Origin of the sequence: Lysobacter capsici (assembly GCF_014779555.2) — a bacterium.
In the GTDB taxonomy this organism is placed as follows: Bacteria; Pseudomonadota; Gammaproteobacteria; order Xanthomonadales; family Xanthomonadaceae; genus Lysobacter; species Lysobacter capsici.
This window is the reverse complement of sequence record NZ_CP094357.1, coordinates 2,932,803-2,954,296: the sequence shown is the minus strand read 5'-3', so window position 1 is coordinate 2,954,296 and position 21,494 is coordinate 2,932,803. Positions and strand designations below refer to the sequence as shown.

Sequence of the window (21,494 nt, the reverse complement as noted above, 5' to 3'; positions counted from 1 at the left end):
TCCGCGGTCAATGCGGAAGGAGCGAACGTCAGGCCAGCGATGAACCGCGCCGCGCATGGAACGCGTTGGCGATTGCAATGGCGGCGTCTTCGTTGTAACCATTCCGACTGCGTTTCAGCGGAGATGCAGCATGCAGCGATTCACTGGCGGTTGCCTGTGCGGCGACGTCCGCATCGAGGCCTCGGGGCGACCGTACCGCACAGGCCTTTGCCATTGTCTCGACTGCCGCAGGCACGGCGGCAGCGTCTTTCACGCCTTCGCCATATTTCCGCAGGATGCGGTGACGATCGAAGGCGAGACGCGCGATTATCTCGGTCGACATTTCTGCCCACGCTGCGGCTCGTCGGTATTCGCGCGCAGCGCCGACGAAATCGAAGTGAGTCTGGGAGCCTTGGACGCACCGGACCAACTGGCGCCGAGTTACGAAACCTGGATCGTCCGACGCGAGTCGTGGCTACCGTCGTTTGCGCTGGCGAAGCATTACCAACGCGATCGCGAAGGCACGGGCCGTTCCGAGCCGTAGTCAGCGCAAGCGGCGACAATATCGTTGTCGGCGCGCTTGTTCGCGAACGCAATGGTCGGCCGTTACCGAGCCGTCGCGACCGACGGAGTCGCCCAGATGACTGGGCGACTCCGGCTCGCGCGAGCGTGGCCGCTTACATCACGCAGCCCGCATAGACCTTGGACTTGTTGGTCGTCTCGCCCCAGCCAGTATCGCCGCAAGCGGCGGGCTGGCGGATGCCGACGACGGTGCCGGCATCGTTGTAGTACACGACGGAACAGAAACAACCCGCGGAATTGGTCGCCGCGCCGGTACTGGCGGACATGGCCAACAGGGTTCCCAATACGATCAGCTTGAAGCGATGCATCGCACTCCTCCCTTGGCTTGCTTGCGGCAGGTCGCCGCGCAAGGAAGATACAACGCCCTGCGTGCCCGGCGACCGAGAACGGGGCGAAGTTTCGATTGCGCCAATTGCGACGCAAATGAACTGTGAGCGCTAGCGTGAAGTCGCGCTATGCGATGAAACGAAGGAACAGCGCGCTTTCGCTCGATGACGCAATGCCGACATTTTCACGCAGGCGACCGTCCGACTCGCTTCGACGTATGTGAGTTTCCGAATCGCTTCACCAAAGATCACGCGCGATCTCGCTCACGCGACAACCTCGATAAATCCTGAATGCGATCGAGACGATGCTTTGAGATGCGCGTCATCGCGCGATCGGGCATTTGAGAGATGGATCACGACGAAGGCGTATTTCGTGGCGTAATACGATTCGCGGTAGAAATTTTTCGCCCGACTTATTCGGCGCGACAAATAGTTTCGATTAAAACCACTTATGCGATCAGAAAGATCGCCGCAGGCAACGACCTGAGCGCGCATACGAGCGATCGCGCGCTCGCGACGACGGCATCGCGATGCCGCGAAGTACGCACGACCGACGAAACAAGACGAATTGAAAGCAACGGCGCAGCGCCGGGAAACGCTCCGCCTTGCGCGGTCAGAGACGACCGCATCGGCGGAACGATCGCACAGTGCTCCGCCTCGCGAACCGGTTCGGATTCGATCCGGACGGGCCAGGCCGGGAGTGCGCGATGCACCGTCCCGACCGCTTGCAAGAAGGACTATCCAACCAACAAGGAGTGGGTCATGAACCATCTGGTCGCGTTGAGTCTGGTGTTGCTGGTTTCGCTGCCGGCCGTCGATACCGCGGTAGCCAAGGAACCGTCCTTTCAAAAACTGAACGTAAAAGCCAAGTTCATCCACGGCGACAACCTGGTGACGGGCTTGTTGCCGGAAACGGGCGCCGCCACCGATGCCCGTCTGCAGACGCCGCGGCAGAAGGCGGCCGGGTTGAGCGCGGTGATGGTCACGCGCAATGGCGATCTGTACGAATCCAGGATGAATCCGGAAGACGTCGCCATCTTCGAAAAGGCAATCAAAGATCTGGAGTCGGTCGGCCGCACCGCCACCAGCTTCAACACGCCGCCGACATTGCCGACGCTGTATGCGGACGGCCGCGTCACGCCCAAGGTCGTGATCGGCGCGGACGACCGAGTGCAGATTTCGAACACCGTGGCCTCTCCGTTCTGGCATATCGGCCGTATCGGCATCGGCTGCACCGGCACCTTGATCACGGCCAAGCACGTGCTCACCGCGGGCCATTGCGTCTCCAACGGCGCCGGCACGTTCTATTCCAGCCTGGACTTCACCACCGCGCAAAACGGCAGCTACCAGCCCTGGGGCACGACCCCGTGGGCGCGCGCGGTCACCACGACGGCGTGGCATAACGGCGCCGACAGCAATTACGACTATGCGCTGATCGTGCTCAGCTCGGCGCCGCACGGCGGCAACTCCGGCTGGGGCGTCTATTCGGGCGGCACCCACACCATCACCGGCTATCCCGGCGACAAGCCGCTCGGCACGATGTGGACGCATTCGGGATCGGTCAACACCAGCGGCTCCTACCGGCTGTGCTACACCATCGACACCGCCGGCGGCAACAGCGGCAGCGGTATCGCCAGCGACGGCGGGGTCAACGTGCGCGGTATTCATACCACCGGTTCGTCCAGTCAGAACTGCGGCACCCGCTTGACCAGCACCGTCTACAACACGCTTCAGAACTGGATCGCCACTTACCCTTGATCGACGAGCGTTGATCTGCAGTAATGGCTGCGTGGTGCATCGGTCGACGATGCACCACGTCCTGATCGACACGGCAGTGATCGAAGCATCCAACGCGCAAGGCGACGACGATGAAACCGGTGTTTATCGCGGTATTGCTGCTGGCGGGCTGCGGCCTGGACAACAAACAGCCGACCATGAACCATGAGCCGCTGGAAAGCGCGCTGATCGTCGGCAGCGCCGAGTCTCCGGACCCGGTGTTGGCCAAGGTCATGGCGCTGGAAAAAAGCGGCGTGGTGAAGGACGTGGTGGTGCAGGAGTCTTTCCCGGTGCAGATCCGCCTGCGCGCGCCGAGGAAAGTGATCGACGAACTCAATGCGATGCCGCGGTCCGGCGGATTGCGTTAGCGGGCCTTGGGGTCGGCTTCCCGCGCTGAGCGCACTGGTCGGTCCGATCGCGGCCCTGCCGGCTACCTAACGCCGACGATCGGCATCGGTTGTCCGATCCGCGCCATCGCGTGCGATCGCCCACGGCGAAAACGCCGAGGCCGTCAAACCCCGACATCCTCCATGGCCGTGAACGCCGCGGCATCGCCGTGCGCAGCGGGAAACCTGCGTGCGCGGACGTCCGCGGGCAATCGCGACGGCATGTCGCCTCGAGCCCGGCGGCCCTGTTCCGATTCAGCGACTTGCACCAGGCTTATTCCGCCGTGACGGCCAAAGGTGTATGTAGTGCCTGGACATGCCTGTTCATGCGCCTCCCCCACCCTCGGCATCCCCTTCGGAGTTCATCCGATCATGAAGAAATTTCGCAAGATTCTCCTCACCCTGATCGTGCTCGGGCTGCTGGGATCGGTGCTGTTCCTGTATTGGCCGGTGTACCAGCGTTCGGTGCCCGCGGCCGGCAACGACAAGCCGGTCGACGTGGTCCTGATCGGCGGCGGCATCATGAGCGTCACCTTGGCGACCTATCTGCAGGAGCTCGAGCCGAGCTGGAACATCCAGCTGTACGAACGCCGCGACGGCGTGGCCGAGGAAAGCTCCGACGGCTGGAACAACGCCGGCACCGGCCACTCCGGTTTCGCCGAGCTCAACTACACCCCGCAACTGCCCGACGGCAGCATCGAAACCAAGCGCGCGGTCGATATCGCCGAACAGTTCGAGATCTCGCGCCAGTTCTGGTCGCATCAGGTCCGCGAAGGCCGCCTGCAGCAGCCTTCGGACTTCATCAATCCCACGCCGCACATGAGCTTCGTCTGGGGCGACGACAACATCGCCTACCTGCGCAAGCGCCGCGATGCGCTGGTCAAGAACCCGCTGTTCTACGGCATGGAGTATTCCGAGGACCCGGTGCAGATCGGCAAGTGGGCGCCGTTGTTGATGGAAGGCCGCGATCCCAAGCAGAAAGTCGCCGCGACCTACATGCCGATCGGCACCGACGTCAATTTCGGCGTCATCACCCGCCAATTGACCCAGAGCCTGCAGCGCAGCGCGAACTTCCAGTTGCACCTGGGCAACGAGGTCACCGCGCTGCGCCAGAACAGCGACAAAACCTGGAACGTCACGGTCAAGAATCTCAAGTCGGAGACCGAGTCGACGGTCAAGTCGCGCTTCGTCTTCATCGGCGCCGGCGGCGCGGCACTGAAGCTGCTGCAGCTGTCGGGCATTCCTGAAGCGCGCGACTACGCCGGCTTCCCGGTCGGCGGCCAGTTCCTGGCGTTCCAGGCACCGGCGATCGCGAGCCGCCACGGGGTCAAGGCCTACGGCCAGGCCGAAACCGGATCGCCGCCGATGTCGGTGCCGCATCTGGACGCGCGCAAGCTCGACGGCAAGCCGGTGGTGCTGTTCGGGCCGTTCGCCTTGTTCAGCACCAAGTTCCTCAAGTACGGCTCGTGGTTCGACCTGTACTCCTCGGTCACCCACGACAACCTGGGCGAAATGGTCAGCGTCGGCGGCGAAAACCTCGACCTGGTCAAATACCTGCTGAGTCAGGCGCAACTCAACGACGACGACCGCCACGCGGAACTGCGCAAGTACTACCCCAGCGCCAAACGCGAGGACTGGAAACTGGTCACCGCCGGCCAGCGCGTGCAGATCATCAAGCGCGACCCGGTCAAGGGCCCGGTGCTGCAGTTCGGCACCGAGATCGTCGCCGACAAGGACCACACCCTCGCCGCCCTGCTCGGCGCCTCACCCGGCGCCTCGACCTCGCCGCCGATCATGCTCGACCTGCTGGCCAAGGCCTTCCCGGCGCAAATGGCGGCCGGTTGGAAAACGCAGTTGCTCAAGATCATTCCGTCGTATGGCCGGCATCTCAACGACAGCGCGCAGCTGACTAATGAGATTCGGGCGATGACCAGTCAGACCTTGCGTTTGCCGTATTTGGAGGTGCCGGTGGCGGTCGGAACGCAGCCGCCGGCAAGCCAACCGCAACAGCCATCGCCGCAAACCAAGGCCAAGGAGAATGCGGAGCTGCAGGCACTGTGAACCCGATTCGATCGGGATCGCCGACGACTGCCCGCCCTCGCTCGATGCGCGGACCGGGCGCGTTGGTCCTGCGGGTGCGATAAGCGCTAACGGCCGCGCCGATTCCGGTTATTGATCGGCGCGATCACACGTACAGCGCAAGCCGTGCCCGATGCGGGAACCGCGTGCTGAAGCTGCCTCACCCGGCGGCCAGGAGATCTGGATCGAGCGCGGTCGTCACGACGATCAGACTCAGCCGGCATCCCGCGCAAACCGATTGGGACGCACATCTTGTCGGGTAGGTCTCCGCCGCGGGTGATACCCTATCCGATCGGTCTTCGACACGGGCATATGCGCCATGGCGCTCAGCACATAATCCGGATTTATATCGGACTGTATCAGCGGGTCTTGATAGTGCTTTTTTTAGGGCCGCATACGCCGAAGCTTGCGGATCGGTGATCAACGCCGGAGCCGCAACGGCTCCGCCGACGCATGTGAACTGCTCTGCGAGCAGCATCAGCGCCTTCTTGGTTTTTTATCTGCGCCATGCATTTTTGCACGTTAATTTTAGACGAGACGAACGTCCCTGATGCCGGAGCTTCTTTCGGTTCTCGTCAGCCCTCGGGGGAGAATGTACATCGATATTCGTCACCCTGCTTGGTACAACGCGCGCGTACCCGCTTCGAAGAGAGCGCGATCGACACCAACTCCTGACGTTGATTCATGAACTGCTCTACCAGCCCGGGTGGGACGGCGCCATTGATGAATTGCACCATAAATTCTTCGCCATGGACCTGCGCCAGCACCTCTTGCAGCGGCAGGCGGGCAACGATATCGGTCGCTCCACCCGGCTTGATCTCGCCGAACATATCGTCACTCAGCTTCAATCGGCCGATTCCCTGATAGTCGGGATACGTGGCGAGCCGAATGCCCTTCGTGTCGTAGATGTGGAAGCTGCCTCGCGTGAAATAGTCGTGGCGCGGAACGAACCACGCGAACGACGTCTCATTGCGGATCCGAGCACAAAAGGTCAACACTTCCTTTTCCTCGCCCAAGACCAGCTCGGCGACGAGTGGGCTTTTATAGCTGCGCTCAGTGTATGCACCACCGCTTTTCGGCGTTGCCAACTCCGTCAAAGCGGGAACCCGGTCAGCGTATTCAGTGGCAGCCATAGAACCCTCGGCGAACGAAAGAAGCAGAAAAAGAACGAGTCCGCGGCTAATCCAAATAGGTGAAGCGATCTGCCGTTCCATTCATACCATCCGTCATGAAAAACGAGAAATTATCAGCATTCAGCAATGCGGCGCTGGGGAATTGTTGAGCCATTTTTACACAATCGCCAACGCCGTACGGACCAACGTTAGCACCGGTCGAATCCGTATAGGAGAGGTCTTTCAACCCCCCCATATCCGTGAAATGCGAGCATTCATGCAGCAGCGTGTTCACCACATTGTTCCAGTTCAGGGGCACGGAATTGTTGATCGGCGCCATGGTGCCAAGGAACGCGTGGCAAAGGTGAATATGCTTTGAAGCGATATCCGTTCCATATACGTAAGCATAGGTCCTCTCGTAATCGGCGACCGAGAAACCGCGCATCAAATTCTTGTTGCGCAGGCTGCTTTGGAATGCGGCTTTGCTTTTCCTGATCACCGCGCGCACATGCGCGACCGCCCCGGCCAGATTCGCCACGTGTGGAATCGGAGTGGGCGCGTTATGGCTCATTGCCACCAGCGTGCTGGCCACCAGCGGCGGAGACGACGAGGAATAACCGAACCATCTCAGGAATCTGGCCTGCATGGCCGGACCCATGGCGACGATTTCCTGATCTCGCTCATCCAGCAAATGCAGCGACTCGGTAAAAGTGCGTTGCGCCAATCGATTGAACGCAGCCGGCTCGACGTGATGGAAAGGCAGCAGGCATCGTCGCAACTGGGCGAGGAAATACAACGGGTTGGGATGCCACACGGTGTTGGGAGCGGGCAAGCCAGGAACTTGCTCCCAGAAGCACTGCGATCGCACATGAGCGATGAATTTCGTGAACTCTGCTGCGGCGAGGGCCGGCAATCCGCTCTCGCCGGTTTGCAGCTCGGCGAACCGGCCCGGCAAGTCACCTGAGCTCCACTCGGTTCGCTGTTTTACCGCCAATCGCTCCGCTTGCGAGGCCGTCGGCAGAGTCTTCGCGTGATCGACATGGCCATTGGGTTTCAGGAATTGCGACCCGCGCCAGAACAGCCAGGGCTTCGGGCCCTGCTTCCAGTCCATGTCGCTGTATACCTTCAGCGTGGTGGTGCCCGGAAGCGTCGTCGTAGGTGGAGTGAACAAATAGTGCGTGGACGATGTGCTGCCCACCTCGGTGTTGATGTTGTAATGCGTGCTCCAAACCGGCGGCGTGGCGGCGGCCGGCGGTGTGGCAGGCGTGCTGGAGTCCCTCGAGAACTCTCCGCATGCGATCTTGCCCGACCGGGTCTTGTTGCCTGCATAGATATAGGTCGGACTGTTGTCGGCAAAGCCGATATCGGCGTCACGAACGAACGTTTCGAAATGCAGAAGTTCGTCGATGAAGGCTCCTGCGACGGTCACGCCGCCCGGATAGCCGATAATGTCGCCAGCCTCGACCCTTATATTGCAGGGAACCACGGTATTGGTGCGGATCCCGGGCTTCAATGTCGATGGGTCGCGGTTGTAACTAAAGCCCAGCGGATCGGTCAGGTAATACTTCAACGCGCCCGCGACCGTTCGTGTCGCGACGAGATTACGTGGCACCCAATGAGAGTGCGCGCCGATCTGCAAGCGAATCATTCCGTTCTTGGTGTCTTGATAGACTCCCTCCATGCCCCGCTTGCCGACGGGGACCGCGGGATCGAGCCTGTCGGAACACAAGAACCAGGGTAGCCGCGACTTCGTTTCCAACTGGGCTTTTGGCAACAGGTTCATGTACAACGAATAGAAACGATACTTGCTGAAAAGCTTTTCGTTCACCCCGGTGGGAGAAGGATCGGGGCGATAGTTATGCTCAAGGTCATGTTTGATCAACACGAAGCTCGATGAAAATTTGTGTGTCGTCCCTGGAACCGGCTCATAGGATTGCCAGTCGTCGTTGAGTCGGTATGCAACGATTCTGCCGCGCGTTACGGCCTGCACCGCGAAGCCGCCCGTCGCCGTCGCGGGCGGCGTCTTGAAGTGCAGTCCGCCGTGCCAATAGTGGTTCTGCGCGACCGGAAACGTCCCGGAGCCAGCGGCGGCAGCGTAGTTGATCATATCCGCCAGCGTCGTCGGTGCGGCGCCGACCGCAAGATTCCGCACCGGGAACAGAATTAATTCCATGATTCAACGTCCTTGTAGTTGATTACCGACTCAGCCTGAGAACCAGAACATCTTAGCTTTGGTCAAAGGTTTCATATCGGCACTGGGCAACTCGACCACTGGGTTGTGAGCGCTCTTCGGCCCTGTCAACTCCCGCTGCGTCCCCTTGAACTCGATCGTCCCCGGCGCGCCCAGTTCGATATCGCCGCCTTCGAGCTTGAGATAGGCTCCCGCCGCGGTTGCCAGCAGGCGTTTGCTCGGCGCGGCGATCTGCACATCGGCCTGGGTACTGGCGACCTTGACGCTGGTCTTGGCCGCGGCGCGCGCCAGCTCCTTGTGCGCGCGCAGGCTCACCGCGCCCTTGGCCGCATGCAGGGCGATGCCGCGCTCCTGGTTCGGTTTGCCGCTCGGCGCTTCGCCGCCGTGGGTGAACAAGGCGATGCCGCCGGCGACGGCCAGTACGCTTTCGGTCTGGCTCAGCCACTGCAGGTCTTGGTTGGCGCTCAGTACGGTCTGGGTGCCGGACACCCACACCTGGTTCTGCGCGGTCACGCTGACGATGCCTTTCGGGCTGCTCGCCAGCAGCAACGGGTTGCTCCAGCCCGGAGCGCTGCCGTCGCCGCCGCCGATGCCTTCGCCCGGCGCGCTGCCGGTCTGGGTCGCGGCCATGGTGTCCTGGGTCGCCTTCAGCGCGGTCTGGGCGGTGAGTTCCTTCGGGTCGTCGGGCAGGATCGCCTGTTGGGTCTGGGCGGCCTCGCTCAGGGTCTGGATCAGCTGTTCGCTCAGGCTCAGTTGCGCTTGCGCCAAGGTCGCGGTCAGGTGGTGAGTGCCCGGCTCGGTGGTCAGCAGCAGGCCCGCGCCGCCGCGCAGCGCGCCGCCGGCCTGGGTGCTCAGCTCGGCGCCGAAGCCGCGCTCCTGGCCACGGATGTTGTCGACCCCGCCTTTCAGATGGCCCAGCGCCAGGGTGCTCAGGTGCTGGGTGGTGTTGGCCTGCACCCGGCCCTGGCCGGGCGTGTCGTCCAGTTTCAATTGCTGGTAGCCGCCGCTGCCGCCCTGGCTTTCGGCCAGGGCCTGGGTCTTGAAGCCGGTGAACACCGACGGGTGTTCGTTGCCTTCGAACCAGGCGGCGGCATTGCCGGTGGCGCCGCCGGCGCCGCCGCTGACATCGTTGTGGGCGGCGTCGAGCTGGCCGCGGCCGTTGTAGACCGTGCCGATCACCACCGGCCGGTCGATATCGCCTTCCAGGAACGCGACCACGACCTCCTGGCCCTTGCGCGGCAGCATCACCCCGCCCCAGTTGTCGCCGGCCCACGGACCGGCCACGCGTACCCAGGTCCAGGCCTGGCCCAGGCCGGGCGCGTTGTCGTCGCCGGACGGATGCGCCAGGCGGTTGCTGGCGTCGCCGCCGCGCTGCCACGGGAACTGCACCTTGATCCGGTGATCGCGATCGGTCTGCAGCGGCGCGCCGTCGCTGACCACGATCGCGGTCTGGCTGCCGTGCACGGTCGGCTTGGGATGCAGGCGCAGGCCATGGCCGTCGGTGGTGCGGCTGCGATACGGCACCGCGGCGGGCAAGGCGTCGAAGCTGTTGAGGTAGAAACCTTCGCCACCGGCCGCGTCGTTGCCGACGGCCGGGCCGGCCTCGCCCAGATCGGGCGCGAAGCCTTCGTGCGAGGGCGTGGCCAGGCCGCTGAGCGCATCGGGCAATACCGGCACCGCCAAGGTGACCGGGCCGAGCTGCTTTTCGGCCAGGTCCAACACCTCCGCGCCGAGGTTGTTGCGGGCGCGATGGCGCACGCTCAGGCAGGTGAAGCGGCCGCTGTCGGCGTCGCGGTAGGCATGATGCTGGGTCAGCACGAAACGGCCGCCCGGACGCAGCCGGCGCCAGCTGCCGGCGCCTTGCACGGTGTCGGCCGAGACCTGCAAGGCTTCCAGATGCTGACGCGCGTAACGCTCGCCGGTGGCGCGATCAGGATAGGCGTAGGGACCGCCGATGTCCTGGTCCTCCGGCGCGACTTCGCCGTAGTGGCTGCCCAAGGCCTCGGCCGGACGCAGGCCCAGGCTGCGGTAGTCCCAGCTGCTGCGCTGCAGCCGCGCGGTCTGCCAGCGGCGCGCGGTCGACCAGTGCTCGACGCTGTCGCCCGGTTCGGTGATGTCCTTGCGATGGAAACGGATCGAACCCAGGTCGGCGAAGGCCTCGTTGTGATCGGCCAGCACCAGGGTGTGCATGCCCAGGCTGGATCCGTCGGCGTCCGCGCCGTCCTCGGCCAGCGCCTGATCGCTGTGTTCGACGTGGTAGTGGATGCCTTCCTCGGCCAGCAGGCGATGCAGGAAGTCGTAGTCGGACTCTTCGTACTGGCAGGTCAGGCTGCGCTTCCTGTAGACCGACGGGTCGGCCAGATCCCAGCGCCAGGCCGGCGCCAGACGGCCCTGGCCGACATAGTCGGCGAACAGCGACTCGACGATCTCGACCACGGTCATGTCCTGGAACACGAACGCATCCACGCGCTGGCGCAGGAACGCCAGCCACGGCTCGACGATCAGCCGGTAACGCGCCAGGCCGCCGTTGCTACCGATGCGCTCGAACGCGCTCAGGTGGCCATGGAAGCAGCGCAGATCGCCGACCGCATCGGCGGTCATCAGTTCCAGCCGCACCGGCTGGCCGAGCAGCTCGCTCAGGTCCAGGTGCGCATCGACCGACAACGCGGTCAGTTCGAAACGGAAGCCGCCTTCGTCCAGCGATTCGCGGCCGTCCAGCGATTCGGCGATCAGCACGTCCGGGCCCAGCGACGTATGCAGCCGCAACAAGCGTTCGTGCTGACGGGGCGCGCTGAGCGCGCTGAGTAGTGTGGCGAGGACGTCCATGGCTCTGCCTCCTGCAGTCTCCTGGGCGACGCTTCTGCCCGCGGCCGTGAACGGCGGCGTGGCCTTCGGGAAGCATCCCCTACGTTGGCTCCGACCCCGCGAACGGGGCCGGCGATTCCTTTACCGGCCGATCATAGCCCTGTCCGGTCTCAGCTGTCGCGGCGGGACAGGTTTGGCCGTCCGGCGGCACGCGGATGCGGGTCCAGGCGAGGCCGCCTCCGTTGCCGTCGTCCCGCCCTTCCCTGCCCCCTGCGCCGGACCGCACAGGCGGCCCGGCGCGGCGACCTGCCGCGATCAGGCGATCTTGTACTTGAACTCGCCGTTCTTGGCCGCGCTGACCTTGATTTTCTCGATCTTGCTGCCCTCGGCCATCCGCGCCAGCACCGACTCGGCGATCTCCGGCAGCAAAGTGCCGTTGAGGATGTGATCGACGTTGCGCGCGCCCGAATCGACTTCGGTGCAGCGCTGCAGCATCGCCTCGACCAGGCTGTCGTCCCACTCGAACACTGCCTTGTGGTTGGCCGCGACCCGGTCGCGGATGCGGCGCAGCTTGAGCGCGATGATCTGCGCCAGCACGTCGTCGGAAATCGGGTAGTACGGCACCACTTTCAGGCGCCCCAGGAACGCCGGCTTGAACGACTTCATCAGTACCGGACGCAAGGCGTCGGCGAGTTCGTCGGCCTTGGGAATCTCCTCGGCCGGCTTGTTGAGCGCGGCCTGCATGATCTGCGAGGAACCCACGTTCGAGGTCAGGATGATCAGCGTGTTGCGGAAGTCGATTTCGCGGCCTTCGGCGTCGTCCATCATGCCCTTGTCGAACACCTGGAAGAACATCTCCAGCACGTCCGGATGCGCCTTCTCGACCTCATCGAGCAGCACCACGCTGTAGGGCTGGCGCCGCACCGCCTCGGTCAGCACGCCGCCCTCGCCGTAACCGACATAACCCGGCGGCGAGCCTTTCAACCCGGACACGCTGTGCGCTTCCTGGTACTCGCTCATGTTGATGGTGACCAGCTTGCGCTCGCCGCCGTAGAGGATGTCGGCCAGCGCGAGCGCGGTCTCGGTCTTGCCCACGCCGGACGGGCCGACGAACATGAACACACCGCGCGGCTTGTTGGGGTCTTCGAGCTTGGCGCTGGCGGTGCGCACGCGCTGGGCCACCGCTTCGAGCGCGTGGTCCTGGCCCATCACCCGCTCGGCCAGCATCGGCGCGAGGTTGCGCACGGTGCGGATCTCGTCCTTGATCATCCGGCCCAGCGGCACGCCGGTCCAGGCCGAGACGATCTCGGCGACCACGGTGCCGTCGACCTGCAACGGCACCATCGGGGTTTCGCCTTGCAATGCTCGCAATTGCGCGACCAGGTCGTTGACTTCCTGGTGCTTGGGGTCGACGGATTTCGCGGCTGCTTTGCCCTTGCCCTTGGCGGCCTTGGCGGCGGGCTTGGCATCGTCTGCCGCCGGCACGGCCGTGGCGGCAGCGCCATCCGCGGCTGCGGCCGTGGCTGCGACTTCGAGTTCGCCGCGCAGGGCCTGAATGCGCTGCGCCAGCTCGGTTTCCTGCAACAACCGCGCCTCGTTGTCGGCCAGCACCTTGCGCGACTGTTCCAGCTGCGACTCGAGCTCGACCACGCGTTCGTCGTGCATGGCGCCCGACGCGGCTTCGCGATGCAGCGCGCCCAGCTCGGCGCTCAGGCGATCGATGTGCTTGCGCGTGTCCTCGATGATCGCCGGCGTCGCGCTCTGCCCGAGCGCGACCTTGGCGCAGGCGGTGTCGAGCACGCTGACCGCCTTGTCCGGCAACTGCCGTCCGCTGATGTAGCGATGCGACAGGCGCACGGCTTCGGTGATCGCTTCGTCGAGCACGCGGATGTTGAAGTGTTTCTCCATCAACGGCACCAGCCCGCGCAGCATCGCCGCGGCGATCGGCTCGCTGGGTTCCTCGACCTTGACCACCTGGAAGCGCCGCGCCAGCGCGGCGTCCTTCTCGAAGTATTTCTTGTACTCGCCCCAGGTGGTCGCCGCGATCGTGCGCAGTTCGCCGCGCGCCAACGCCGGCTTGAGCAGGTTGGCCGCATCGCTCTGCCCGGCCTGTCCACCGGCGCCGATCATGGTGTGCGCCTCGTCGATGAACAGGATGATCGGATGCGTGCTCTTCTTGACCTCGTCGATCACGTTCTTCAAACGATTCTCGAATTCGCCCTTGACGCTGGCGCCGGCCTGCAACAGGCCCATGTCGAGGGTGTGCAGCTCCACGCCCTGCAGCACCTGCGGCACGTCCTTTTCGGCGATGCGCAGCGCCAGGCCTTCGACCACCGCGGTCTTGCCGACGCCGGCTTCGCCGGTGAGGATCGGGTTGTTCTGGCGGCGCCGCAGCAGGATGTCGACGACCTGGCGGATCTCCGATTCGCGGCCGACCACCGGATCGAGATGACCGTCACGAGCGCGCTGGGTCAGGTTGGTGGTGAACTGATCCAGGGCCGGGGTTTTCGACAGCCCGCCCTGTTGCGCCGCATCGGCGGCGGTGGCGGCGTCGCCCTGCGCCTGGTCGCCTTGCGGATGTTCGGCATCGGCGAAACGCACGCCGTCGCCGGCCTCGGACGAACCGGCGGTGAGCTTGGCGAAGTCGTGCTTGAGTTCGTCGCGCTTGATCCGCACGAACTGCGCAGAACCGCGCAGCGCCAGCTGCGCCAGCCCCGGCTCGGTCAACAGCGCGAGCAGCAGATGGCCGCTGCGAATGCGGCTGGTCTGCGAATCCAGCGAGGCGATCAGCCAGGCGTGTTCGAACAAGGTCGGCAGGTGCGGCGAGAACACCGGCGTGCGCGTGTTGCCGGTCTTGAACCGGCCGATCTCGGTTTCCAGATCGCGGCGCAGCGAATCCACCGAGATGCCGCTGCGCTGCGCGATCAAGGCGACATCGCACTGCGGATGTTCGAGCAAGGCCAGGAACAGATGCTCCAGATCGACCTCGTAATTGCCGCGCGCCATGCACAGGTTGGCGGCGCGCTCGGCGGAACGACGGCAGGTGTCGTCGAGCTTGCTGATCAGGGTCTTGAGATTGATGCTCATGCGTCGAGGGTCCGCGATGGCTGATGGACGGGGGCGACGCGGGTTACGCGGCCGCTGCGGCGGGGCGTTGGAAAAGGTGGGCGGTCCATGCGGTATGAGCTCCGTTGAAGGCGGTGATCGCGTTATTGCAAGGTGTGGATGTGATAGCGCGTATCCGAGCGGTCGCTGTCGGCCGGGCGCGAGCACAGGTAACTGTCCCAGCCCAGGCGCGCGCCGTTGTGTTCGTCCATGCGTACGCCCTGAACATCGTCCTGACGCAGGATCAGGCGCACTTCGTATTCCAGGGTGGAACCGGTCAGCAGGGTCAGCCACTTCGCCAGCGCGCGCGCCGCGCTGCCGCCGGGCAGAAAGCGCTGGAAGCGCTCGCGGTCCAGCGGCCCGATCCACAGCCGCAGGCGCAGGTCGCGCTGCCACACGCGTTCGCCGGCGAGCGCGGTGGCGCCCAGCTGCGCATTGCTCTGGCCCAGTCGCGTGCGCTGCTGCTCGGGCACCACGTACCAGGCACCGACGAACTGTTCGACCCGCAACGGCGCCTGGAAATAATCCGACAGGATCCGCTGCACGAACACCGCCGACACCGGATGCTGGCGAATGCCGCCGGCATAGTGCGCGATCGCCTGGTCGAACACGTCGCTTTCGCCATCGACCATGCGGTCGCGCAACGCGTGCAGGCCGACCCCGGCCAGCGACAGGATCAGCGGCAGGAAACGTTCGCGCCGGTCGAACTCGTACTGCACGTGCAGGCGGTACTTCTTCCACGCGGCATAGTGCTGGGCCACCGCGCGGTTGGTGAACATGTCCAGGAACGCGCGCGCGGTGCGGTCGCGCTGGTAGATCTCGCGCTGGGCGATGGTCTCGGTGTAATGCAGCGGCAGCACGCCGGCCACGCCGAGCAGGCCGGTGAAGGCCGGGGTGACCCGCACTTCCGAGATCTCCATCGCGGTGACCGCCGCGTCGATCGCCTCGGCGGTTTCCAGCGCAATGCCCTGCTCGTCGTAGCCGACCGCCTGTTCGATCTCGCTGGCCGGAAACCCGAGCGACAGCGAGTTGCCGAAGCGCAGCCGCGTCGGCACGACATCGCGCTGGGCCATGCCCTGGCGCGTGAACATGTGCTCGAGGACCCGCATCGCCTGGAAGAACTCGAAGCGATGCGGCTCGGTGAGCACCTGCTGGGCTACACCAGGATCGATTCGCCGCTTCGCGGTTGACATTGGATCAACACCTCGCCGCCGTGGCTCGACAGCAGCACCAGCTGCGTGAAGCTGTTGGCATGCACATACAGGCCGAAAAAGTGGTCGAGCACCTTCGCGAACGCGGCCACGCCGGTGCCCACGAAGTACTGCTCGTCGATGGTCAGGCGGATCTCGATCCCGCGCACCACGCTGGTGAAATGCCGACCGGGCATCCACGCGGTGGTGGCCTTGTGCTCCAGGCCGAGGATGCCCTCGATCTGGCGCGCGGTGACCGCCGAACGCGCGGTGTCGTACAGGCGCAGCATCTCCTTCAGCGCGGGCAGGCCGCTCTGGGTCAGGGACAGGTGGTTGAGGCTCAGATGCGAGATCAGCCGCCACTGCACGCCGCGGCCGCGCTCGAACCGCAGCGGCCGGCTGGGCTTGCGCAACAGGCTGATCGAACGCGCCGCGCCGCCGCCTTCCATGGTCAGATCGCCGCCCTGCACGTTATAGGCCAGATGCGTGGGCAGATCGCGATTGCTGCAGGTCAGCTCCAGGCTGATGATGTCGGTCTGCGGCAATACCGGATTGAAATCCAGATCGACGAAGGACAGTTCGGTCTCGTAGCCGGGACTGACCCGCGCGACCTGATCGTCGCGGTGCGCGAGCCAGTACTGCCCGGTCTTGTCCGGGGTTTCGCCGTGATGCAGCGAATAGAACGGGCGGAACTCGGTGATCTTCTCGCCCTGCGGGGTCTGCCGCACGCGCTTGACCGAGTCGATCGAATGCACTTCGAACGCGAACGCGCGACGTGCGTCGGCGATCACTGGATACGAGGCGGTGCGATGGGTCGCGCGGATCGGCTCGCCATGCTGTTCGAACAGGTTGACCACCGGCGCGCAGGCCAGGCCGATATTGTCCGAGCTCAGGCCTTCGAGCACCCGCGACACCGGCGAATCCAGCGGCGCGCTCTTGACGATCAGATGCAAAGTGAAAGCGGTGCCGGCATGAGCGCGCAGCGCCTTCAGGTCGAGATCGAAGAAGCCGAATTTTTCCGGAAATGCGAACAGCTCGGTCAACAGGCGGTAGGCCGGATGCGAGCGCTCGGGATAGTCGATCAGCGATTCGTTCTCGGCGAAACCGACCTCGCTGAGCGGAATCTTCGGCAAGGCGTACCAGCGGTTGCTGCCGGTCGGCTCGATGTAGGCCGCACGCAGGTTCATGGTCAAGGTGTCGCGCAGCGCGGCGCAGAACGAGGGCTCGCCGTCGGCGAACAGGCGCAACGAATCCAGCCCGAGCTTGGCCAGCGAAGGTTGATCGCCCAGCAATTCGAACGACAGCGAAATCTGCCCGCCGCTGCCTTGCGGCAAGGTCACCGTCATCGGCGCTTCGACGATGGTGCGAAAGCTCGCCTTGGCCACCCGGATCGGCGCCAGCACCACGTCGTAGGCGGTGCGGAACTTGCAGCTCACCCCGCGCACCTGGCGCGAATGCAGCAAGGTGCCGCGCGGGATCGTGACCGGCGCGCTGAGCTTGGCCAGGCCGGAGCCGGCGTCGAAGCGCGCGATCGAGCACGAGGGAAACGGCCGCAGATAATGCGGGTACAGCACTTCCAGCAGCGCTTCGGTGAACTCGGGGTAGTCGTCCTCGATCTTCTTCGACACCCGCGCGCTGAGCAGCGCGAACGATTCGATCAGGCGTTCGACATGCGGGTCCTGGCTGCCGTCGGCGGACAGCAGCAGGCGGCTGGCGATCTTGGGGTAACGCTCGGCGAAATCGCGTCCGTAGCGACGCAGGAAAGCCAGTTCGCGCTCGTAAAAAGGCAGCAAATCTTCCATCAGCCCGTCCTGTTCAAACCGCCGCGACCCGGCGCTGACGCACGACCGAGTACTGCAGCGTATTGGGCTGCAGCATCGCATCGAAGCTGATCGCCTCGCGCGCCGGGTGCAGATCGAGCAAGCCGTGAATGGCGAAGCGCAGGCCGCCGGCGCTGCGCGCGTGGTTCTCCAGCGCGACGCGGACGTTGTGCAGGCGCGGTTCGTGACGGGCGATGGACTGCTCCAGCGAGCGGCAGATGGCGGCGCGGTCGAAGGCGTTGGCCAGGCTCAGCGCGGAGAAGTCGCGCAGGCCGAAGGTCATCAGCGAGCGCTGGCAATTCGGAAACGACTTGAGTTCGTCCTCGGTGAAGGCGGCGCGGCTGTTGAGCAGACCTTCCAGGTCGCGGGCCACCGATTCCTTGTACTGGTCGACCGAGATCGACTTGAAGATGCGTCCGGCGCTGGCCGACTTGGGCTCGTCGTCGAACAGTTTTTCCAGCAGGCTGGGTTCGAATCCTTTCATCTCGCGCTTCCTGTCGTTCGTCGGCGCCTGTCCTGGCGGAACCTGCGGCCGTGCTTCCATTCCCTGGAACCTGTGATCGGCCGCCGCGTCGTCCGCGCTGCGGGCCGTCGCCTGTCGCGGGCCGATCGGCGCAAACATCGCTCGGCGGCCTGCGCCAGGAACTGCTGCGTCGTTCGCATCGCCCGCAGCGAGCATCCGTTGCCGCGGCTTTCATATGCGGCCGGGCGGCTTGCGATCGTGCGGCTTGCGACCGGGATGTAGAACCGGCGGCGGAAAAATCCGCCGCCGGCCGGTTTGCATCGTCCATGGGCGCGACACCCGTGCGGGCACCGGCCACGGCAACCTCGAACTTAGCTTGCTGCGTACTGCGGGGTGTTCTTCGACCAGCTGTACTGGAAGGTGCTGTTGCCCTTCGGACCGCCTTCGATGCCCTGCGCGGTGTAGGTGTCCTTCATGGTCGCGATGGAGAGCTGGATCTCCTCCATCAACAGACCGTTATTGCCGATGAAGGTGCGCACCTTGCTGACGACGATGTTCATCGCCTCGAAGACGCGGTAGTTGATGGCCTTGCCATCCTTGCCGTCCGCGCGGCGGACGTTCACGGTCATCTTGTCCAGGGTGGTGCCGTTGGACGCAGCCTGCAGGAACGCCGTCGAGGACAGATCGGCTTCCTTGAGGATGTTGATGGTCGAGATTTCCGAGCGCGCGGCGGTGTGACCGCCGGTCGAGGAGCCCGTGGCCGAACGCGGCTGGGTCACCTCGAAATTGAAATCGAGCAGCTCGATCCAGTCCTTGTGATCGTTGTCGCGGGACTCGCCCTTGAACGGACCGATCTTGAGGAAAACGCTGGGCTTCTGCTTCGGTTCTTGGTTGCCAATAGACATAAATAGGTTCCTTATCTTCCATGAGACGTTGAGTTTGCCGAGAGATTCGGCGTTGATTGGGAATAACCGCCAGATGTGAAGCCAGTTGAAAAAAGTAGTGCCATCAGGGCTCCATGCCCTTTACCACTCGACCGGGGCGCTGCTCTAACCCTTCTTGGCCCCTGCCGGCAGTTCCGCGACCAACCGCAAGGACACCGACAGCTCATCGAGCTGGAAGTGCGGCCGCAAGAACGCCACCGCGCGGTAGACGCCGGGACGACCCGGCACCTCCGATACCTGGATCGACGCTTCGCGCAACGGGTGCTCGGCCTTGGCGTCCTGGGTCGCGTTGTCGTCGAGCAGCACGTACTGCGCGATCCAACGGTTCAGGAAGTCCTCGACGTTGCCGGCCGAAGCGAAGCTGCCGATCTTCTCGCGCATCATCGCCTTGAGGTAATGGGCGATGCGCGACACCGCAAACATGTACTGCAACTGCGCCGACAGCGACGAGTTCGCGTTCGCCGAGTCGGTGTTGTACTTCTTGGCCTTCTGCGCCGACTGCGCGCCGAAGAACGCGGCGTAGTCGGTGTTCTTGCAATGCACCAGCGGGATGAAGCCCAGGTCGCTGAGCTCTTTCTCGCGACGGTCGGTGATCGCGATCTCGGTCGGGCACTTGAGCGCGACTTCGCCGTCGTCGGTGCGGAAGGTGTGGGTCGGCAGGTCCTCGACCAGGCCGCCGCCTTCCACGCCGCGGATCGCCGCGCACCAGGAGTAGTCCTCGAACGCCTTGGTCAGGCGCGCGCCGAAGGCATAGGCGGTGTTGCACCACAGGTACTTGCCGTGGTCCTGGCCGTCGACTTCCTCGACGAAGTTGAAACCTTCGACCGTGGTGCCGTCCTTCGGGTTGTACGGCAGGCGGCCCAGGAAGCGCGGCAGAGTCAGGCCGACGTAGCGGCTGTCCTCGGATTCGCGGAACGACTTCCACTTGGCGTATTCGACGGTGTCGAACACCTTGGCCATGTCGCGCGGCTTGCCCAGGTCGGTGAAGGTCTCCAGACCGAACATTTCCTCCGACGCGGCCGAGATGAACGGCGCGTGCGCGGCGGCGGCGACGTGGCCCATCTGTTCGACGAAGTACATGTCCTCGGCCTGGCGGCCGATGTAGTAGTCGCCGAGCAAGGCGCCGAACGGCGAGCCGCCGAAGGTGCCGAACTCTTCCTCGTAGACCTTCTTGAACAGCGAGCTCTGGTCGAAATCGATCGCCGACTTGAAGTCCTTGACCAGTTCGCGCTTGGGCGCGTTGAACACCTTGATCTTGAGCTGGGTGCCGGTGGAGGTCTGCGAGCACAGGTAGTGCAGACCGCGCCAGGAGCTTTCCAGCTGCTGGAACTGCGGCGTGTGCATGATCGCGTTGAGCTGATCGGAGATCAGCCGGTCCAGTTCGGCCACGCGCGCGTCGAGGGTCAGGTTGAGGTTGTCGGAAACGACGACCGTGCCTTCCAGGACTTCGCGGGCGAGTTCGGAGATCAGGTCCTTGGCGCGTTCGTGCTCGGCGGCGGACTTGGCGACCTTGCTCTTCTCGACGATCTGGTCGAGCAGGCCGAGTTCCTCGGTACCGGCGGCAGCGGCGCTGGCGCCGGCGGCTTGCGTTGCGTTCATGCTTACTCCTGACCGCTCGGCTGAGCGCCGAGTTTCTTGAGCTGCTCGGTGTTGTTCAGCACGTCGTTGAGCAGGTCCTCGAGCTTCTCGTTGCCGGCGAGCTTGTTGCGCAGATCGGCGAGCTTGGTGCGCGCCTCCAGCAACTTGCGCAGCGGTTCGACCTGCTGCACCACCGCCTCGGGACGGAAGTCCTCGATCGACTTGAAGTTGAGCTCCACGCCGAATTCGCCGCCGGCGTCGCTGATCTTGTTGGGCACGCGAAACACCGCGCGCGGCGCCATGCCTTCGAGCACTTCGTCGAAGTTGTCCATGTCGACGTTGACGAACTTGCGGTCCTTGATCTTGGGCTGCGGGCCGTCCTGCTTGCCGCTGAAATCGCCCAATACGCCGACCACGAACGGAATTTCCTTCTGTTCGATCGCGTCGCCCTTCTCGACGTCGTAGGTCAACTGAACCCGAGGCGGCCGGACTTTCTGCAGCCGCTTTTGAATGCTTTCCTTCTTGGCCATCACATCTTCTCCATGGCGTTATCGCCTGACCGTGTTACTGCATTAATTGAACGGGTTGTCGTCCTTGGGCGGCGCGGCCGGCGTGGCGGGCTTCTTGCTCGGGCGCGGGGCGGGCTTGGGCGCGGGGCGGGCCGGCTTGGCCTCTTCGCCGGCGACGAAGTCGTTGCCCATGGTGTTGCGCAGGGTCGTGACCAGATCCCTGGCTTCCTTCTGCGCGCTGCTCGACGACAACGCGCCGTTGCCCTGCAGTCGGGCCAACGACTTGGAAGCCACACGCAATCCACTCACAGTGAGTACGCTGTCGGCGATCTTGTCGCTGGGATCGCGCTTGAGGACTTCTTCGGCGGCGACGATGGCGCGGCCGTAGTTGCCGGCATCGAACTGCAGCTGGGCGCTGCGCAGCCAGGGTTCTTTGCGAGTCGGGTCGGCCTGCGAGGCGGCGTTGAATCCGACCAGCGCCTGCTCGACGTGGCCGGCGGAAAGCTGGGCCTCGGCGTTGCGAAGCAAGGTGGCGTAGTCGTTGCCGGCTTTTTTGGAACCGCCGCCGCTGGCGCAGGAAGCCAGGGTGGTGGCGAAGAAGATGGCGATGAGCCAACGGTTTGCTGCGGTGGGGGAAACGTATTTCATG

General features: G+C 64.4%; 16 protein-coding genes. 4 read left to right on the top strand and 12 right to left on the bottom strand.

The features are described 5' to 3' along the window. Positions 1 to 130 precede the first annotated feature (130 nt). Positions 131 to 523, top strand: coding sequence for a GFA family protein (locus IEQ11_RS12355; RefSeq protein ID WP_191820609.1), 393 nt, complete (start codon positions 131 to 133; stop codon positions 521 to 523). Positions 524 to 656: 133 nt separating this feature from the next. Here the strand turns inward: IEQ11_RS12355 and IEQ11_RS12350 are convergent, their stop codons facing one another. Then, on the bottom strand, positions 657 to 869 hold the full coding sequence (locus IEQ11_RS12350) for a DUF6289 family protein (RefSeq protein ID WP_036107244.1): 213 nt from the start codon (positions 867 to 869) through the stop codon (positions 657 to 659). A 366-nt stretch (positions 870 to 1,235) separates the two neighbouring features. On the opposite strand from IEQ11_RS12350, the gene IEQ11_RS12345 reads away from it, so the two are divergent. From IEQ11_RS12345 to mqo, 3 genes are all read left to right on the top strand, one after another. Beyond that, positions 1,236 to 2,645: a trypsin-like serine peptidase gene (locus tag IEQ11_RS12345; protein WP_228464380.1), complete on the top strand. Its 1,410-nt coding sequence runs from the start codon at positions 1,236 to 1,238 to the stop codon at positions 2,643 to 2,645. 110 nt (positions 2,646 to 2,755) lie between these two features. After that, the gene (locus IEQ11_RS12340; protein WP_096414558.1) at positions 2,756 to 3,031 is read left to right on the top strand and encodes a hypothetical protein; all 276 of its coding nucleotides are present in this window, start codon (positions 2,756 to 2,758) and stop codon (positions 3,029 to 3,031) included. Between the two features lie 390 nt (positions 3,032 to 3,421). Beyond that, entirely contained in the window at positions 3,422 to 5,110 is a 1,689-nt protein-coding gene (gene mqo, locus IEQ11_RS12335) for a malate dehydrogenase (quinone) (RefSeq protein WP_191820608.1), read from the top strand. Positions 5,111 to 5,703: 593 nt separating this feature from the next. Here mqo and IEQ11_RS12330 read toward each other — a convergent pair. From IEQ11_RS12330 to IEQ11_RS12280, 11 genes are all read right to left on the bottom strand, one after another. Continuing rightward, on the bottom strand, positions 5,704 to 6,342 hold the full coding sequence (locus IEQ11_RS12330; protein ID WP_191820607.1) for a hypothetical protein: 639 nt from the start codon (positions 6,340 to 6,342) through the stop codon (positions 5,704 to 5,706). Beyond that, a complete protein-coding gene (locus IEQ11_RS12325; RefSeq protein ID WP_191820606.1) occupies positions 6,308 to 8,413 on the bottom strand; it encodes a M35 family metallo-endopeptidase in 2,106 nt (701 codons plus the stop codon). The genes IEQ11_RS12330 and IEQ11_RS12325 overlap by 35 nt, the downstream gene beginning before the upstream one ends. Before the next feature lie 30 nt (positions 8,414 to 8,443). After that, positions 8,444 to 11,257 (bottom strand): type VI secretion system Vgr family protein, encoded by a 2,814-nt coding sequence (locus IEQ11_RS12320; protein ID WP_191820605.1) that lies wholly within the window; start codon positions 11,255 to 11,257, stop codon positions 8,444 to 8,446. A 294-nt stretch (positions 11,258 to 11,551) separates the two neighbouring features. Continuing rightward, positions 11,552 to 14,323 (bottom strand): type VI secretion system ATPase TssH, encoded by a 2,772-nt coding sequence (tssH, locus tag IEQ11_RS12315; RefSeq protein WP_191820604.1) that lies wholly within the window; start codon positions 14,321 to 14,323, stop codon positions 11,552 to 11,554. A gap of 122 nt (positions 14,324 to 14,445) precedes the next feature. Beyond that, complete coding sequence (tssG, locus tag IEQ11_RS12310) at positions 14,446 to 15,534, bottom strand: type VI secretion system baseplate subunit TssG (protein ID WP_096414551.1); 1,089 nt, start codon at positions 15,532 to 15,534, stop codon at positions 14,446 to 14,448. After that, on the bottom strand, positions 15,498 to 17,333 hold the full coding sequence (tssF, locus tag IEQ11_RS12305) for a type VI secretion system baseplate subunit TssF (protein ID WP_191820603.1): 1,836 nt from the start codon (positions 17,331 to 17,333) through the stop codon (positions 15,498 to 15,500). Before tssF ends, tssG begins: the two co-directional genes overlap by 37 nt. Before the next feature lie 13 nt (positions 17,334 to 17,346). Then, the gene (tssE, locus tag IEQ11_RS12300) at positions 17,347 to 17,835 is read right to left on the bottom strand and encodes a type VI secretion system baseplate subunit TssE (RefSeq protein ID WP_056115180.1); all 489 of its coding nucleotides are present in this window, start codon (positions 17,833 to 17,835) and stop codon (positions 17,347 to 17,349) included. A 350-nt stretch (positions 17,836 to 18,185) separates the two neighbouring features. Beyond that, a complete protein-coding gene (locus tag IEQ11_RS12295; protein WP_096414549.1) occupies positions 18,186 to 18,719 on the bottom strand; it encodes an Hcp family type VI secretion system effector in 534 nt (177 codons plus the stop codon). A gap of 144 nt (positions 18,720 to 18,863) precedes the next feature. Then, positions 18,864 to 20,357 (bottom strand): type VI secretion system contractile sheath large subunit, encoded by a 1,494-nt coding sequence (gene tssC, locus IEQ11_RS12290; protein ID WP_056114312.1) that lies wholly within the window; start codon positions 20,355 to 20,357, stop codon positions 18,864 to 18,866. A gap of 2 nt (positions 20,358 to 20,359) precedes the next feature. After that, positions 20,360 to 20,866: a type VI secretion system contractile sheath small subunit gene (gene tssB / locus IEQ11_RS12285; RefSeq protein WP_096414547.1), complete on the bottom strand. Its 507-nt coding sequence runs from the start codon at positions 20,864 to 20,866 to the stop codon at positions 20,360 to 20,362. A gap of 42 nt (positions 20,867 to 20,908) precedes the next feature. Further along, on the bottom strand, positions 20,909 to 21,493 hold the full coding sequence (locus IEQ11_RS12280) for a tetratricopeptide repeat protein (protein ID WP_096414546.1): 585 nt from the start codon (positions 21,491 to 21,493) through the stop codon (positions 20,909 to 20,911). Position 21,494 lies beyond the last annotated feature (1 nt).